Annotated in this window: 18 protein-coding genes; 9 read left to right on the top strand and 9 right to left on the bottom strand. The window is 41.8% G+C overall.

Translation table 11 applies throughout. The features are described from left to right. The first annotated feature begins 286 nt into the window (after nucleotides 1-286). Genes CEF22_RS04995 through mnhG form a run of 7 tightly spaced genes read left to right on the top strand, consistent with a single transcriptional unit; the run spans nucleotide 287 to nucleotide 6025 of the window. On the top strand, nucleotides 287-2707 hold the full coding sequence (locus tag CEF22_RS04995) for a Na+/H+ antiporter subunit A (RefSeq protein ID WP_100402013.1): 2421 nt from the start codon (nucleotides 287-289) through the stop codon (nucleotides 2705-2707). Then, entirely contained in the window at nucleotides 2694-3116 is a 423-nt protein-coding gene (locus CEF22_RS04990; RefSeq protein WP_095480372.1) for a Na(+)/H(+) antiporter subunit B, read from the top strand. Before CEF22_RS04995 ends, CEF22_RS04990 begins: the two co-directional genes overlap by 14 nt. After that, nucleotides 3116-3457 (top strand): Na(+)/H(+) antiporter subunit C, encoded by a 342-nt coding sequence (locus CEF22_RS04985; protein ID WP_100402012.1) that lies wholly within the window; start codon nucleotides 3116-3118, stop codon nucleotides 3455-3457. Before CEF22_RS04990 ends, CEF22_RS04985 begins: the two co-directional genes overlap by 1 nt. Continuing rightward, entirely contained in the window at nucleotides 3450-4931 is a 1482-nt protein-coding gene (locus CEF22_RS04980; protein WP_100402011.1) for a Na+/H+ antiporter subunit D, read from the top strand. The genes CEF22_RS04985 and CEF22_RS04980 overlap by 8 nt, the downstream gene beginning before the upstream one ends. 6 nt (nucleotides 4932-4937) lie before the next feature. Continuing rightward, complete coding sequence (locus tag CEF22_RS04975) at nucleotides 4938-5420, top strand: Na+/H+ antiporter subunit E (RefSeq protein ID WP_095480369.1); 483 nt, start codon at nucleotides 4938-4940, stop codon at nucleotides 5418-5420. Further along, nucleotides 5413-5697, top strand: a complete 285-nt coding sequence (locus tag CEF22_RS04970; RefSeq protein ID WP_100402010.1) for a Na(+)/H(+) antiporter subunit F1 — start codon at nucleotides 5413-5415, stop codon at nucleotides 5695-5697. Before CEF22_RS04975 ends, CEF22_RS04970 begins: the two co-directional genes overlap by 8 nt. Then, nucleotides 5681-6025: a monovalent cation/H(+) antiporter subunit G gene (mnhG, locus tag CEF22_RS04965; protein ID WP_100402009.1), complete on the top strand. Its 345-nt coding sequence runs from the start codon at nucleotides 5681-5683 to the stop codon at nucleotides 6023-6025. The genes CEF22_RS04970 and mnhG overlap by 17 nt, the downstream gene beginning before the upstream one ends. A gap of 141 nt (nucleotides 6026-6166) precedes the next feature. On the opposite strand, the gene CEF22_RS04960 is transcribed toward mnhG, so the two are convergent. Beyond that, nucleotides 6167-6544: a hotdog fold thioesterase gene (locus CEF22_RS04960; protein WP_269799394.1), complete on the bottom strand. Its 378-nt coding sequence runs from the start codon at nucleotides 6542-6544 to the stop codon at nucleotides 6167-6169. A 230-nt stretch (nucleotides 6545-6774) separates the two neighbouring features. Here CEF22_RS04960 and nhaC point away from each other — a divergent pair, with 230 nt between their 5' ends. Further along, nucleotides 6775-8223 carry a Na+/H+ antiporter NhaC gene (nhaC, locus tag CEF22_RS04955; RefSeq protein WP_095480365.1) on the top strand — a complete coding sequence of 483 codons (1449 nt, stop codon included), beginning with the start codon at nucleotides 6775-6777 and terminating at the stop codon, nucleotides 8221-8223. Between the two features lie 33 nt (nucleotides 8224-8256). On the opposite strand, the gene CEF22_RS04950 is transcribed toward nhaC, so the two are convergent. From CEF22_RS04950 to CEF22_RS04935, 4 genes are all read right to left on the bottom strand, one after another. Then, nucleotides 8257-8445 carry a hypothetical protein gene (locus CEF22_RS04950; protein ID WP_100402007.1) on the bottom strand — a complete coding sequence of 63 codons (189 nt, stop codon included), beginning with the start codon at nucleotides 8443-8445 and terminating at the stop codon, nucleotides 8257-8259. Nucleotides 8446-8521: 76 nt separating this feature from the next. Further along, a complete protein-coding gene (locus CEF22_RS04945) occupies nucleotides 8522-9841 on the bottom strand; it encodes a Na+/H+ antiporter family protein (protein ID WP_100402006.1) in 1320 nt (439 codons plus the stop codon). Nucleotides 9842-10001: 160 nt separating this feature from the next. Then, a complete protein-coding gene (locus CEF22_RS04940; protein ID WP_100402005.1) occupies nucleotides 10002-10463 on the bottom strand; it encodes an immunoglobulin-like domain-containing protein in 462 nt (153 codons plus the stop codon). Nucleotides 10464-10702: 239 nt separating this feature from the next. Beyond that, nucleotides 10703-12202, bottom strand: a complete 1500-nt coding sequence (locus CEF22_RS04935) for a leucyl aminopeptidase (RefSeq protein ID WP_100402004.1) — start codon at nucleotides 12200-12202, stop codon at nucleotides 10703-10705. A gap of 87 nt (nucleotides 12203-12289) precedes the next feature. On the opposite strand from CEF22_RS04935, the gene CEF22_RS04930 reads away from it, so the two are divergent. Beyond that, nucleotides 12290-13096, top strand: a complete 807-nt coding sequence (locus CEF22_RS04930; protein WP_100402003.1) for a cobalamin-binding protein — start codon at nucleotides 12290-12292, stop codon at nucleotides 13094-13096. 167 nt (nucleotides 13097-13263) lie between these two features. Here CEF22_RS04930 and CEF22_RS04925 read toward each other — a convergent pair whose 3' ends face one another. From CEF22_RS04925 to CEF22_RS04920, 4 genes are all read right to left on the bottom strand, one after another. Further along, nucleotides 13264-13581 carry a YuiB family protein gene (locus tag CEF22_RS04925; protein WP_095480359.1) on the bottom strand — a complete coding sequence of 106 codons (318 nt, stop codon included), beginning with the start codon at nucleotides 13579-13581 and terminating at the stop codon, nucleotides 13264-13266. Nucleotides 13582-13683: 102 nt separating this feature from the next. Next, on the bottom strand, nucleotides 13684-13806 hold the full coding sequence (locus tag CEF22_RS18650; protein WP_094836689.1) for a YuiA family protein: 123 nt from the start codon (nucleotides 13804-13806) through the stop codon (nucleotides 13684-13686). A 27-nt stretch (nucleotides 13807-13833) separates the two neighbouring features. Beyond that, the gene (locus tag CEF22_RS18460) at nucleotides 13834-13989 is read right to left on the bottom strand and encodes a hypothetical protein (RefSeq protein ID WP_157843174.1); all 156 of its coding nucleotides are present in this window, start codon (nucleotides 13987-13989) and stop codon (nucleotides 13834-13836) included. A gap of 66 nt (nucleotides 13990-14055) precedes the next feature. Then, nucleotides 14056-15276: an NAD(P)/FAD-dependent oxidoreductase gene (locus CEF22_RS04920; RefSeq protein ID WP_100402002.1), complete on the bottom strand. Its 1221-nt coding sequence runs from the start codon at nucleotides 15274-15276 to the stop codon at nucleotides 14056-14058. Between the last annotated feature and the right edge of the window lie 63 nt (nucleotides 15277-15339).

The raw sequence follows: 15339 nt of genomic DNA, 5'->3' as shown, positions 1-15339 counted from the left end.
TTTGGAAAAATCCACCCAAAATATTTGAGTTTAGAAAAATTTTTTTCAGTTTTTTCCCCACGATTCTTCATATTTAATATCACAAGTCGACTTTTCTACAAGTTTCGCTTTAATGGAATGCAGGAAATTATTTTTTGCGATATAATGCTCTAGGAGGTTTGATTTACGTTGGGAGAACAATTTGAGTGCGATCATTTAAAAAGGAATGTGGGTACATCTTTCACCTACGTTGAGATTCCATCGTTTTCAACATGATGTTTAATACAATCTGCAAGGAGGGATTCTTTTGTCTTTACTGCATATAGCCATCTTTTCTCCTTTTTTAATGGCTATTCTCGTTCCCTTGTTCTATAAGGGACTTCGACGCATACACACAGGATGGTTTGTGCTCATCCTGCCTATTGTGCTATTCACTTATTTTCTTCAACTTCTCCCAGTCACGCGAGACAATCAAGCGATACAGAAGTCATTTGACTGGATTCCATCACTGGGTATCAGTTTTACTGCCTATGTCGATGGGTTAGGACTTCTTTTTGCTTTATTAATTACCGGTATCGGTGCTTTAGTTGTGCTATATTCAATTTTCTATTTATCTAAGGAAAAAGAAAAATTACACAACTTCTACGTGTACTTGCTCATGTTTATGGGAGCGATGCTGGGTGTTGTGTTGTCAGACAATCTCATTACGTTGTATATGTTTTGGGAATTGACATCTATCTCATCCTTTTTATTAATCGCTTACTGGTACGACCGGGATCGTTCTCGTTATGGAGCACTCAAATCGATGCTCATCACCGTATTCGGTGGTTTAGCAATGCTCGGAGGGTTTTTACTACTCTCGATCATGGGTGATACGTTTAGCATCCGTGAACTGATCGCTCAAGCAAGTGAGTTAAATGATCATCCACTATTCCTTTTAGCTCTATTGCTAGTTCTTATTGGAGCCTTTACAAAATCGGCGCAATTTCCGTTTTATATTTGGCTACCTGATGCGATGGAAGCACCTACCCCTGTTAGTGCCTATCTCCACTCAGCCACTATGGTTAAAGCAGGTATTTATTTAGTTGCTCGTATGAGTCCGATTTTTGCTTTTTCTGAGTATTGGTTTTGGCTTGTTGGTGGAGTCGGAATTTTCACTTTATTCTGGGGATCGTTTAATGCGGTTAAGCAAACCGATTTAAAAGGAATACTTGCTTTCTCAACAGTGAGTCAACTTGGATTAATTATGTCGCTTCTCGGTGTGGGGGCTGCCGCTCTCCAGTTTGATGGAATCGATGATAATATTTATACAGCAGCGACGATTGCCGCCGTATTCCATCTTATTAACCATGCGACATTTAAAGGTAGTTTATTTATGGTCGTCGGGATTGTCGATCATGAAACAGGCACGCGTGATATTCGCAAGCTTGGCGGATTGCTTAGCTTGATGCCAATCACATTCACAGTGGCTGTCATCGGGGCATTCTCTATGGCTGGGTTGCCACCGTTTAACGGCTTTTTAAGTAAGGAAATGTTCTTTACCGGCATGATTCAGCTACTTGAACTCGACCTCTTTAACTTGCAAACGTGGGGGCTGTTATTCCCAGTTCTTGCTTGGGTTGGAAGCGTGTTCACTTTCATTTATAGTATGATGATTGTGTTTAAAACATTTACTGGTAAGTATCAGCCAGAGAAATTAGAGAAAACACCACACGAAGCACCGATCGGTATGCTCATTCCACCGATCATTTTAGCGGCTCTCGTCGTTGTGTTTGGTATTTTCCCGAATATACTTTCTTACAATTTGATCCAGCCAGCGGTTGCAGCGATTATTCCTTCGCTCGTTGAACCTGGAGAGAAAATTCCTGTCCATATTAGCCATTGGCATGGTTTTAATTCAGAGCTAAAGATGACCATTGGCGTTGTCGTTCTAGGTGCAGTCATGTATATTACGCTGAATAAATGGATCAAAGTGTATAACATCTTCCCTAATAAAGTGACGATTAATGCGCTGTATGACACGAGTTTATATGCAGCAGAACGCGGGTCTTATACACTGACAAAATCAGTGATGACCGGCTATATTCGCACATACCTTGTGTATATTTTCGTTTTCTTTATCGGGATGTTAGGCTTTACGATGTGGACAGAAGATGCATTTACAATGGATACGAGCAATCTCGCTCCAATCGGTATTTATGAAGTGGCTCTTGTCCTTTTAATTGTATTGGCAACGTTCACTATCTTAGTAGCGAAATCAAGGTTAACTTCGATTGTCGCCTTAGGAGCTGTCGGATATACCGTTTCGTTATTTTTCGTTATTTTCCGTGCGCCTGACCTTGCGTTGACTCAGTTAGTCATCGAAACCGTTTCCGTTGCTTTGTTCCTACTGTGCTTCTACCACTTGCCAAAGCTGAGTCGCCACGAAGAAAGAATGCGTTTCAAGCTCGGGAATTTACTCATTTCTGCTGGTGTTGGAATCGTTGTCACATTGATTGCCATCTCGGCTCACAGCACGAAAATGTTTGAGTCAATTTCTAAATACTATATTGAAAATACGTATGACAAAGCTGGCGGAGAAAATATGGTTAACGTTATTCTTGTTGACTTCCGTGGCTTCGATACATTATTTGAGGTGTGTGTACTGGGGATCGCTGCTCTTGGCATTTACGGATTAATTAAGTTACGTTTAGAAAAGAAAGGGGGAGTGATTGATGAAAACAAATGACGTGATTTTACAAACAGCTAGCAAAGTTGTGTTCTTCATCATCATTCTCTTTGCCATCCATTTATTCTTCGCTGGACATTACCATCCCGGCGGAGGATTCGTCGGCGGGTTAATGACTTCAGGAGCGATCGTTCTCCTGCTTCTCGCCTACGATATTAAAACTGTGTCTCAAGGCTTTCCAATTGATTATAAAATATTGATTGGAATTGGCCTGTTCTTGGCAGCTGGTACTGCCGTTGCGGCCGTGTTCTTTAACGTGCCGCTATTGACCCATGCATTTGGTTATTTCGATTTGCCGCTGTTTGGGAAAACATCACTTCATACAGCGATGTTGTTTGATACAGGAGTTTATTTAGTTGTCATTGGTGTCACCATGACCATTATTCAAACGATAGGAGAGAGTGAATAATGGAAATATTAATGTCAATCGTATCAGGGTTGTTAATTGCAAGTGCTGTCTATTTAATATTGTCAAAAAGCTTGTTACGGATCATTATCGGTACTGGGCTGTTAAGTCACGGTGCTCACCTATTAATCTTAACGATGGGCGGATTGAAAAATGGCGCTGCTCCACTGTTAGGTCAGCATGCTCCCGCCTATGTCGATCCGCTGCCGCAAGCGCTCATTTTAACAGCGATTGTCATCAGCTTCGGTGTAACCGCCCTTTTCCTCGTGTTAGCTTATCGAGCTTATCAGGAGCTAGGGACAGATAATACAGATGAGATGAGAGGTACGGAAGCAAATGACTAATTTACTCACATTACCTATCATCATTCCGCTAATGACGGCAATTTTGTTGATTTTCTTAGCGAAGCAAGTGACGGCTCAGCGCGTCATCTCCGTTATTTCAACGATCGCCACATTAGTTGCATCTATTGTCTTATTACTAACGGTGAAAAATGAAGGTGTTCAAACGATCGCGATTAGTAGCTGGCAATCTCCTTTTGGGATTAGCCTTGTGTCAGATATGTTGTCCGCTTTACTCGTCACGACAACATCCCTCATTACACTTTGCGTGATTATTTATTCTTTCCGTTCGATCGGTAAGAAACGAGAGCAGTTTTATTACTACTCCATTGTTCAATTTATGCTTGTTGGGGTAAATGGCGCTTTTACAACGGGAGATATCTTTAACTTATTCGTCTTTTTCGAAGTGATGTTAATGTCTTCTTATGTATTAATTGTGATCGGCGGAACGAAAATTCAGCTACGTGAATCAGTAAAATACATTTTAGTAAACGTCATTTCCTCGGCAATCTTTGTTATTGCTGTTGCCTTTTTATACTCGGTGGTCGGATCGCTAAATATGGCACATATTTCCGAGCGAATTGCCGAAATTGGACAGCTACCGATTATTACTGTCATTGCTGTGTTGTTTTTAATTGTCTTTGGATTAAAGGGAGCGATCTTCCCGCTCTACTTCTGGTTGCCTGGTTCATACAATGCCCCGCCCGTACCAGTGCTTGCTTTATTCGGGTCGTTATTAACGAAAGTTGGCGTGTACTCGATTTTAAGAACATATTCACTGTTCTTTTACCAAAACCAAGCATTCACTCACGAGCTATTGGAAATTGTAGCGCTCTTGACCATTATCGTCGGAGTCATCGGGGCGATCGCTTACTGGGATGTTAAAAAGATTATCATTTACAACATCATCATTGCAGTAGGTGTGTTAACATTCGGTATTTCCTTAGCAACAGAAGAAGCGTTTCAAGGAACGATCTTCTACCTCATCCATGACATGATCATTAAAGCGGCTTTGTTTTTATTGATTGGTGTGATGATTAAAATTACCGGCACAAGCAATTTACGTAAAATGGGTGGATTAATTAAAAAATATCCGCTACTTGGCTGGACATTTCTTGTCGCGGCATTCGGTCTCGCTGGTATTCCACCACTGAGCGGATTTGTCGGCAAGTTCCTAATCGTTCGTGCCGCTTTTGCAGAAGGTGCTTATGTTGGAGCGCTGATCGTCTTATTATCAAGTCTGTTTGTTCTTTACTCTGTGATCAAAATCTTCATGAACGGCTTTTGGAAAGCACCGCAAGATTATCCAGGAGAAGAAAAACAGCCTGTTCACTTTTTGTGGATGCCGGGAGCCATTCTCGTCGTTGTCTCTATCTGTTATGGGGTGGGCGCAGAAGGCATGTATCCGCTGATTTCTCAAGCCACTGAAGCACTCATAGATCCGACAATCTATATTGATGCCGTGTTAAAGGAGTAATGTCAAATGGCTTTTCAAATTTTACTTAATTTCTTTTTAGCGTTTCTTTGGATGTTTCTACAAGTTTCATTTAACAGTTCGACGTTCATTGTCGGATATATTCTCGGGCTGATTTTAATTTACGGCATGCGTCGCTTCTTTAAGCAAGAGTTTTATATGCGCCGTGTCTGGGCTGTCTTTTATTTAACGTTGCTGTTTTTTAAAGAGCTCATTTTAGCAAATATCGATGTATTACGAGTGATTTTAAAACCTAAGCTTGATATTCAACCGGGGATCTTCGCCATGCCGACTGAATTAAAGTCAGATTGGGAAATTACACTGTTATCTAGCTTAATCACTTTAACACCAGGAACACTTGTGATTGATGTTTCGGACGATAATAAAGTATTGTATGTGCATGCGATCGATTTACCAGATGTACATGATGCCATTGACGGTATTAAAAATTCATTTGAAAAAGCGATTATGGAGGTGAGTCGCAATGGTTGAGATGGTCATGAAGTTTTCACTCATTTGCTTCTCCTTCTCCATGCTCGGCCTTGTATATCGCCTCATTAAAGGGCCGACTGTGCCGGATCGTGTCGTCGCATTAGATGCTATCGGAATTAATCTCGTAGCCATTATTGCGATCTTATCGATGCTGTTACGCACGAGTGAATTTTTAGATGTCATTTTATTGATGGGGATTTTAGCTTTCATCGGAACGATTGGATTTGCTAAGTTCTTAGAGAAGGGAGAGATCATTGAATATGACCGTCATCGTTGATGGAGTGATCATTCTCTTTTTAGTGATAGGAGCGTTTCTAAGCCTTGTAGCTACCTTTGGGGTCATTCGCCTTCCAGATGTGTATACGCGCAACCACGCGGCGTCTAAAGCAGCGACATTAGGCGTGATGTCCACCTTACTGGGTGCCTTCCTTTACTTTTACTTAATTGAAGGTCATTTCAGCTCACGGATTCTTCTCGGAATCGCTTTTATCTTCATTACCGCTCCAGTCTCTGGACACTTAATCAGCCGAGCGGCTTACAATGCTGGCATCAAGCTTTCCGACAGCAGCATCCGCGATGATTTAAAGGATAAAAATAAACGTTGAAACAAAGGCGTCTATCAGCTGATAGACGCCTCTTTTTTGCTGCTTAAAGTTGTGTCTGAACAGCGCCTGCCGCTTACAAGGCTCATCGCCTTTTCAGCGCCAGAACATTTGCTTGTCGTGTCTGAACAGTCGGCTCCGCTTTTATTTCTTCGCTACAACGGCTACGGTGCAGCGCGATAGGCAGATGAGTTGTTGTTGTTCGTCTTCGATACGGATTTCCCATACCATCGTTGTGCGACCGCGGTGAGCGACGGTGGCGATGGCTGTGACTACGCCTTCTTTTTTCGCTTTAATGTGATTGGCGTTAATTTCAAGACCGAAGCAAGCTTCTTTTTCCGTATCAATAAGGGCGGCCGTTCCGACACTGGCGGCTGTTTCTGCAAGTGCCACCGAGGCTCCCCCGTGCAAAAATCCAAATGGCTGGTGCGTTCTTTCATCGACAGGCATCGTCATAATGACTTTCCCCTCACCGATTTCCACCATTTCCATCCCAAGTGTAGCAATTAATGATCGTGATATATCCATATTCTCTCCTCCAAAAATGAATCGTTATTCACTAATTATTCGACGACATCGTTTAAAATCCTTCTTCAAACGCTTTTATGCAAAATTGAATTGTTTATGCAAAATCAAATAGAAAACTGAATAGTAATCGCCTTCACCGTTCAGTTTTCTGAATATTTTTAATTGGCACAAGAATTGCAGATAAGTAGATAAAGGACAATCTAACCAGGAAAGAAGGTAAAGAGATGAAAACAAAAACACCGTCATTAGGCATCGCTTTGATTCCCATCTTAGCGATGGTCATTTTCTTATTTGTAGGGATTTTTAAGTTTGAGGCCGATCCACATGTTCCACTACTATTAAGCGCAACTGTTGCAACCATTGTAGCCATTTACTTGGGGCATACGTGGAGGGAAATTGAAAAAGGAATTATTCATGCGGTTTCATTAGCGATGCAGGCATTACTCATTTTAATGGTCATTGGAACGATCATCGGTACGTGGCTAGCTGCTGGGATTGTACCGACGATGATTTATTATGGACTTGATATTTTATCTCCTACTTACTTTTTACCTGCAGCAGCAATTATTTGTAGCATCGTTGCGATTGCTTCTGGAAATGCATGGACAGCAGCTGGTACAATCGGGATTGCGATTATGGGAATTGGCGCGGGTCTTGGTGTCAACACCGCTATGGTAGCAGGTGCCGTCATTTCCGGCTGTTATTTCGGCGATAAAATTTCTCCTTTATCAGAAACAACGAATATGGCACCTGGTATTACTGGCGTTGAATTATTTGATCATATTCGCCATATGTTATACACCACGATCCCGGCTTTAGCGATCTCTGTCATTATTTATTTCTTCCTCGGGCTTTCTTTTAAAAATCAAGGAGCCGGACTAGATGAAGTCCAAGCTCTTCAGCAACAATTAAATGATATCTTTATCATTAGCCCATGGCTGTTAGTCGTTCCCGTCATCGTTCTTGCATTAATCGCAATGAAAACACCTGCTCTACCGGGTCTTGTGATCGGATCGATATTAGGAGCGATTGTAGCCGTTGTCGTACAAGGTGTATCAGTTAGTGACATTTTAGGCATTATGGTTAGTGGTTTTACAATGGAAACGAATAACGAAGTGTTAGATAGTTTACTCAATAACGGCGGAATCGAAGCAATGTTGTATACGGTTTCATTAGTTATGATTGCGATGAGCTTCGGCGGTATTTTAGAAGTAAGTGGCGTGTTAGAAACGCTGGTGAAAAGCTTATTAAAACTAGCCAAATCCACAGGAAGCTTAATAGCAACAACCGTTGTTACTTGTATCTCAGCCAATATTGTCGCTTGTGATCAATACTTGTCGATTCTTCTTCCTGGCCGGATGTATGTAACCGCTTACCGTAAACGCAGACTGCATCCGAAGAACTTATCACGAACATTAGAGGATGCAGGAACGATGACTTCTCCTCTCGTACCTTGGAATACATGTGGCGCCTTTATGACTGCTACACTCGGTGTCTCGACGTTCCACTATGCACCGTATGCACTATTATGTTTTATCAGCCCACTCATTGCGATTATTTATGGATTTACTGGATTTAAAATTGAAAAACTATCGCAAGAAGAGGTCGAACGAATGGAAGCTGAGGAACAACAAATGATGAATTTAGAGGAAAATGAATTGAAGCAAGCATAAGAAAAGGACCTTCTTGTCGAAGGTCCTTTTTCATTAAAAGTAACCAAATGGCGGACGACCATATGGCGGGAATGGTGGATATGGCGGGCAACATCCCACTGGTGGATAAAACGGTCGTGGATAATATGGACGCACAAGCGCGCCTCCTAGAAACCCTCCCAACAATCCGCCTAAAAATGGCCCTCCGAAGAAAGGAAGAAAACGGGTATCTCGAGCATACATAGTCAAATGCCTCCTTTTTTAACTGCCTACTATGTTGTATGCAAAAAGGAGGCAAATGGCATGGGCAAGTTCCCTATTACAACATTAACGCCGCAATCCAACCGAAAATAATGACTGGAATATTATAATGTAAAAACGTTGGCACACATGTATCCCAAATGTGATTGTGCTGCCCATCGACATTCAAGCCAGATGTCGGCCCAAGCGTACTATCAGAGGCAGGTGAGCCCGCATCTCCTAAAGCCCCTGCTGTTCCAACAAGCACAATCGTCGCCATCGGACTGAAACCAAGCTCTAACGCTAACGGCACGAAAATCGTCGCGATAATCGGAATCGTTGAGAACGAGGAACCGATCCCCATCGTCACTAATAATCCAACGATCAGCATTAATAACGCACCAAGCACTTGATTGCCACCGATCATATTGGCTGCTTGTTCCACTAGCCGCTCCACATCACCCGTTGCACTCATTACTTTCGCAAATCCTGATGCGGCGATCATCACAAATCCGATAAACGCCATCATCCGCATCCCATCGGTTAATAAACGATCCGCTTCGCTCCAGCTAATGGCTTTTGATGCATAAAGAACAACAATTCCAGCTAATGCCCCAAACACCATTGACTCTGTTACAAGCTGAGCTGCAAGTGCCGTCACAATGGCTACAAGCGATATAATGATACCTGTTTTCGAATAACCTTCACTTTTTGCGACAGATACAGGTCTTACTGGATTGTTATAAGTTCTCGGCTTACGATAAGAGAAAAAGACAGCGACTAACAAACCTGTCAGCATCCCCGCAGCCGGGAATAACATCGCTTTCGGAATTTGACTCATCTCCACTGGCAAGCCGCTTTCCGTTATATTCGTCGCAATAATTTCATGAAAAATTTGACCAAATCCAACCGGAAGTAGCATATATGGTGTCACAAGACCGAATGTAAGTACCATTGCGACTAAGCGACGATCCACTTGCAATTCATCTAACACTTTCAACAACGGTGGAATTAATAACGGGATAAAAGCAATGTGAATCGGAATCAAGTTTTGCGAGAAGCAAGCCATTAATAAAATCATAAATAAAATAAGAGCTCTCGATAGCTTCTTCGCTCTCGCATCTTCTTTCTTTCCAACATATTTCAAGACAAATTCAACTAACGCATTCGGCAAGCCGGTGCTTGAAATCGCTACCGCAAAGCCACCGAGCATCGCGTAACTTAGCGCCACATTCGCACCACCGCCGACTCCTTCTGTAAAAGCACCAATCGTTCCTTCTATTCCTAAACCGCCAACGACTCCTCCAACGAGTGCACCCGTAATCAAAGAAAACACGACATTGACACGTAATAAACTGAGGAGAAGCATGACGATGACAGCAATCACAACTGCATTCATCTAAAATGCCTCCTTTTACTTTAGTTTGGTAAATTGGTAGAGAACTAAAATAAAAATATCAATATTCGAGGAGGTTGTCAATAGGTCACCGACTTACTTTCATAAAAAAATGAGATTGCCATTCCCCAAAAAAAATTGAAAAATGACAGCCTCATTTAATTCAATCTTCCACGACAGTAAATGGAGCGGCGACCCCTGCTCCAGGAAGAGCCCGATACTCGCCTGGCACTAGCTTATATTTCAGTTGATCTACTGACAAAACGAGACTAGATTGCATTCCTGATGGAAAAAGTATTCCATAGTCCTCATACACCACTTTTGGCTTTTGCGGAAATTCCCTCCACGTGCCACCTACTTTTTTTTGCAGTTTCATGTCACCTTGATGACCAGGATTGATATCTTCACTGCCGATGTTGTTAATTAAAACAATAATTTTTTCCGTTGAGGTGTCATATTGCTCCTGTTCCATTTTCACACTGATACCGTCTGCTTCACTTGGCATCTCTTGCTCATACGCTCTGCTGATCAGCTTCATATCGACTTTTACTTCATCTGGTAATACCATAAATCCAATGAATAAAACAGCTAATAAGGTAAAAAGAATGACTCTTTTTTTCTTCAATGGAATCCCCCTTGTGATTGCTTACATTTTGGTTAAGCAAATATTTTTAAATATGATTATAACTCTTATCCATGAAAATAAATGGTCATTTTTGTAAATTCAATATTAATATTTATTTTACACCTTATGTAGCAAACAATATAAAAAGGACTAACCATAAGAAGCCTTATCTCATATATATAAAGTGTAAAACTCTCTATATGAGATAACTTTCTTACAGTCAGCCCCAACAAGACTACTTATTCTTCATTTCTCCGCATCGCCAATAATGCTAACGTCCGCACCATCGCACCTGTGCCTCCGGCTGGCCCTAGTGAATAGCTTCCTTTCGTATCAGCTGTACCAGCGATATCTAAATGAACCCACGGCGTGCCTTCCGCAAATTCGCCGACAAAGCCGCCGCCCATGATCGCATGACCTTCACGACCAGGCGAGTTGTTTAAGTCCGCAATTGCGCTGTTACGAATGCGTTTTTTATCTTTTTCTGTAAGTGGTAAGCGCCAAATAAATTCGCCTGCTTCAAAAGATGCCTCTAGCACTTCTTCAAATAACTCTTCGTTATTCGTCATTGCTCCCGTTTTATCCGTACCAAGTGCCACTACGACACCGCCTGTTAATGTTGCGACATCGATTAAATAATCCGCTCCTTGATGCTTCGCGTACGTCATCGCATCGGCGAGCACGAGACGGCCTTCTGCATCGGTATTCAGCACTTCAATCGTTTTTCCGCTCATCGACGTAATGACATCGTCTGGCTTCAAAGCGTGGCCACTAATCATATTATCAGTAGATGGAATGACAGCGACGATATTTTGATTCGGCTTTAGTTCACCAATCACTTCCATCGCACCTAATACCGCAGCCGCACCACCCATATCGGTTTTCATACCAACGATTCCGTCTTTCGGCTTCAACGAGTAGCCGCCGGTATCAAACGTGATCCCTTTCCCAACGAAACCGAGTACATCCATCCATTCTTCTTTCGGCTGATATTTCAGCGTAATCATTTTTGGCGGTTCAGTCGAGCCTTGATTAACCGCTAAAAGCGCCCCCATACCGAGCTTTTCCATATCTTCTTTTTCAAGAATTTCGACTTCAAAGCCGTACTTATCCGCTAGCTGCTCAGCATAAGCAGCCATGTCCGATGCCGTTAATAGATTGCCTGGTGTGTTGACTAATGTGCGCGCAGAATTCGTTCCTTGGCTTAACACATAGCCAACTTGAAGAGCTGCTTGCACCGCTTCATTATCTGCTTTCGTCAACACTGTTAACTGCTCAATTTTTTTCTCTGGCTCATTCGATGCTTGTTTGTAGCCTTTAAATTCATATGTAGCTAATCCGAACGCTTCACTAAAAGCGTGAGCGGCATCTTCCGCGCTCACCTCTTCACAAACAAAGCTATCTAGTGCAACCGTCACTGATGTTAGCCCTAACTGTTTGCTTTTTAGGAACGCTTCACCGATCGCTTCTTTCATTTCGTGAAAATCCGCTTGCTTTTCCTTTCCAAGCCCGACAAACAGCAATCGTTTCGCTGGCATTTTTCCTAGCGTAGACACGACCGCGATCTTGTTGCTTTTAGCGGAAATATCGCCCTCTTTCACTAGCTCTGTCAGCTCTCCATTGAACAGCTCATCCAACTTCTCTAGCTCACCCGCAAATTTCAACGGACGATCATAAAGCCCAACGATGAGACAAGGAGTTTCTTGCTGTAAATACGATTCATTTTTTACCGTAAACATTTGATCACCTCCCTTCCATTATACATAAAATTATTTCGCAATTCGAATAAATGTCTATGATAGAATGAAAGAAAAGGAGTTTTTCATATGCGCTTGATTTCCATTTGTCCAAGCAATACAGAATTGATTGAATTTCTCGGTCTCACCGATCAGCTTGTCGGTGTCGATGATTATTCCGATTGGCCGGAAGCGATTTCTCATTTGCCACGACTTGGACCCGACCTTAATATTGATATCGATCAAGTCGAAGCATTAAAGCCGGATCTTGTCATTGCTTCTTTAAGTGTCCCCGGGATGGAAAAGAATGTGGAGGAGCTAAAAAAACGAGGGTTACCTTACATTGTGACGAATCCACAATCGTTAGCGGAGATCGGTCAGTCGCTTATCGAAGTCGGAGCGGCATGTGGTGTAGCCGAAAAAGCGAGATTGATAGCAGAGCGCTACACTTCCCAAGTGGAAAAATTTAAGCAAGCTGCTAGCTTTGTCGACAAGCGACCTTCGCTGTACTGGGAATGGTGGCCAAAGCCCGTGTTCACTCCTGGAAAAGTGAATTGGCTTACCGAAATAAGTGAGTTGGCTGGCGGGTACAATGTGTTTCGTGACGAAGAAACTGCCAACTTCCAAACGGATTGGGAGGAAGTGAAACAAAGAAACCCTGATTACATTTTGCTTTCATGGGTTGGTGTACGTACGGACAAAATCAACCCAGCCATCGTCCAAAAACGACCGGGCTGGACGGAACTCCCTGCCATCCAACAGCAAAACGTCACTGTCATGGAAGAAGAGCTTTATTGCCGTCCTTCCCCACGACTGTTGGCTGGACTTCATAAACTCGCACTGATGCTCCATCCGTCTATTTTTGAAAATGTTGAAATGGATGATTTGTTTGTATAAATAATTAAAAAAGGGGCTAAGTTAGATGCTCCTTTTTTAACAATTATATAGATACATCGATCACAGACGCTTTCTTTGTTGGAAACTTATATGATAAAAAACGAGAAAGAGTCCTGCAAAAGATCATCCGAAAATGACCTTTTATAGGACTCTTTATGTAAGAAAAATCAAAACATTTGATAGCCTTTTTGACGAAGAATGCGCATCGTAATGCCTGAAGTGATCGCACCAAGCAAACCGCTTGATAAAATGATAATGTCTGGTGCTTTAAGCGAAACGATTTTCGCTCCTAACGCCGGAAATGCTTCACTTGCGTTTAAAATATAATCAAACGTGCTGATTTCATCTACAATCATAATCGTTACAAGCGGATAAAGAAACGCCATCACCCACGTCATCCGCAACAACATATTTAATAAGAAGCCAATGCCGAAAAATAACACAAAAAATAGCAATACCGAAACAAGTAAAATAGCTATATGCATTCCGTTAACCTCCTAAATCACTAAATAATAGTGTACATGAATAAGAAGGAAAACGTCAAGACAATGGAGCACCCTCCAAATGAAGGATGCCCCCTATTTTACCTATTCTTCTTGATTTCCTTCTCCACCGCAGTTCGGACAAGTTTCAGAGCCTCCTAGAAGAAGCTGGAGATAACCTTTCCCTTCGCACGTATGACATGTTTGGCTTTTCGTTTGCATCGTCATATTTTTGCCCCCTTGAATAAAATTATTTTAATTTTCAGATAATATATCATAAGGAGATCCACTCGTACAATCTCCTTTTTCGATTGCATTGATCTCAAAATTAGAAGAATAATTTACTAGCCAACGACCCGAAGAATCAATCACTAAACCAGCAGCACCTAACCAAACATTTCCTCTTTTCACCTGTCCCACTCCTTTAGCCAAATAAAAAAGAGACTGACCATCAAGGCCAGTCTCTTGTACATATGCTTATAGGAACTTAAATTTACCTTTTTTCATCACAAGTGATGGTCCACCGATCATGTACAATGCACGGTTATCAACCATTTTCTTCATGAATGACGCTTTCGCACCTGTCATTTTCTTACCGAAAGCAACACCGATCGCATCGTCATCTCCTAAAGAACAAACCGTACCTTTAATGTCTGGCTTAAATGTTTCAAGATCATCCGTTTGACCTTTCAACAACTTTACTAAATTGCGCGCACATACTTCTCCTTGCTGCATCGCAATTTGAGCTGTTGGTGGGTATGGACGGTTAATTTCTTCATTAATCATAAGTGAAGAGTCACCGATGACGAAAATATTGTCATGACCTGGGGCACGTAAATCAAGATTTACTTTTACACGAGCACGCATATTTTCGATTTCTGCTTTTTCAATGATCGAGTTTCCGCGAACACCCGCTGCCCAAACCACTGTGCCTGCTTTAATTTCTTGAACCTCTTCTTCACCTTTGGCAACTTTAATACCTTCTGGTGTCGCTTCTTTAATCGCTGTACCGATTTTGAACTCTACACCTTTTTTCTCTAATTGAGTTACCGCATATTTCACAAGCTCAGGATCAAAACCAGGAAGAACCATTGGCGCTGCTTCTACACAATAAATACGAACTTTAGAGTAATCAATATCGTACTCACGGCAAAGTTCTGGTACACGGTTTGTGATTTCACCAAGGAATTCAATACCAGTGAATCCAGCTCCTCCGACAACGATCGTTAGACGCTCTTCTTTCTTTTCTGTTTCCATCGCATACGTCGCAAATTGGTAATCAATATGCTCACGAATTTGACGAGCTGTATTGACGTTAGAAATTGTAAACGCATACTCTTTTAAGCCTTGAATGCCGAAAGTTTCAGATTCGCCACCAAGTGCGAATACAAGATAATCATACTCAAGTTCACCAGAGTTCAAGATTACTTTCTTTTCAGCTGTTTTAACGTCTTGTACTTCTGCACGAATAAATTCTACTTTGCTGCGATTGATAACGCTATCAATATTATAACGCACACGGTCATGATGCAATGTACCTGCAGATGCCTCATGCAACCAAGTTGTTTCATAATGGTAATCATTTTTATTTACCAATACGATATCCGCTTCGTCTTGCCCTAACATTTTTTGAAGACGAGTTACTGTCATTAATCCACCATAACCTGCACCTAATACTACAATCTTTGGCTTTCTCACAATAATCACTTCCACCTTTGTCGATATTTTCGGGTTCTTTTGTAGCGATAAACCTAGTTTGTG

The organism is Bacillus sp. FJAT-42315, from assembly GCF_002797375.1.
In the GTDB taxonomy this organism is placed as follows: Bacteria; Bacillota; Bacilli; order Bacillales; family Domibacillaceae; genus Bacillus_CE.
The sequence above is the reverse complement of the archived record's forward strand: the minus strand, read 5'-3'. Positions and strand labels throughout refer to the sequence as shown.

Excerpts from the sequence above, each read along its gene's own strand:
- CEF22_RS04990 (WP_095480372.1), top strand. The coding sequence starts at position 2,694 with ATGAAAACAAATGACGTGATTTTACAAACAGCTAGCAAAGTTGTGTTC.
- CEF22_RS04925 (WP_095480359.1), bottom strand. The coding sequence starts at position 13,581 with ATGCATATAGCTATTTTACTTGTTTCGGTATTGCTATTTTTTGTGTTA.
- CEF22_RS04950 (WP_100402007.1), bottom strand. The coding sequence starts at position 8,445 with ATGTATGCTCGAGATACCCGTTTTCTTCCTTTCTTCGGAGGGCCATTT.
- CEF22_RS04980 (WP_100402011.1), top strand. The coding sequence starts at position 3,450 with ATGACTAATTTACTCACATTACCTATCATCATTCCGCTAATGACGGCA.
- CEF22_RS04970 (WP_100402010.1), top strand. The coding sequence starts at position 5,413 with ATGGTTGAGATGGTCATGAAGTTTTCACTCATTTGCTTCTCCTTCTCC.
- CEF22_RS18650 (WP_094836689.1), bottom strand. The coding sequence starts at position 13,806 with ATGACGATGCAAACGAAAAGCCAAACATGTCATACGTGCGAAGGGAAA.
- mnhG (WP_100402009.1), top strand. The coding sequence starts at position 5,681 with ATGACCGTCATCGTTGATGGAGTGATCATTCTCTTTTTAGTGATAGGA.
- CEF22_RS04975 (WP_095480369.1), top strand. The coding sequence starts at position 4,938 with ATGGCTTTTCAAATTTTACTTAATTTCTTTTTAGCGTTTCTTTGGATG.
- nhaC (WP_095480365.1), top strand. The coding sequence starts at position 6,775 with ATGAAAACAAAAACACCGTCATTAGGCATCGCTTTGATTCCCATCTTA.
- CEF22_RS04985 (WP_100402012.1), top strand. The coding sequence starts at position 3,116 with ATGGAAATATTAATGTCAATCGTATCAGGGTTGTTAATTGCAAGTGCT.
- CEF22_RS04930 (WP_100402003.1), top strand. The coding sequence starts at position 12,290 with ATGCGCTTGATTTCCATTTGTCCAAGCAATACAGAATTGATTGAATTT.
- CEF22_RS04935 (WP_100402004.1), bottom strand. The coding sequence starts at position 12,202 with ATGTTTACGGTAAAAAATGAATCGTATTTACAGCAAGAAACTCCTTGT.
- CEF22_RS04945 (WP_100402006.1), bottom strand. The coding sequence starts at position 9,841 with ATGAATGCAGTTGTGATTGCTGTCATCGTCATGCTTCTCCTCAGTTTA.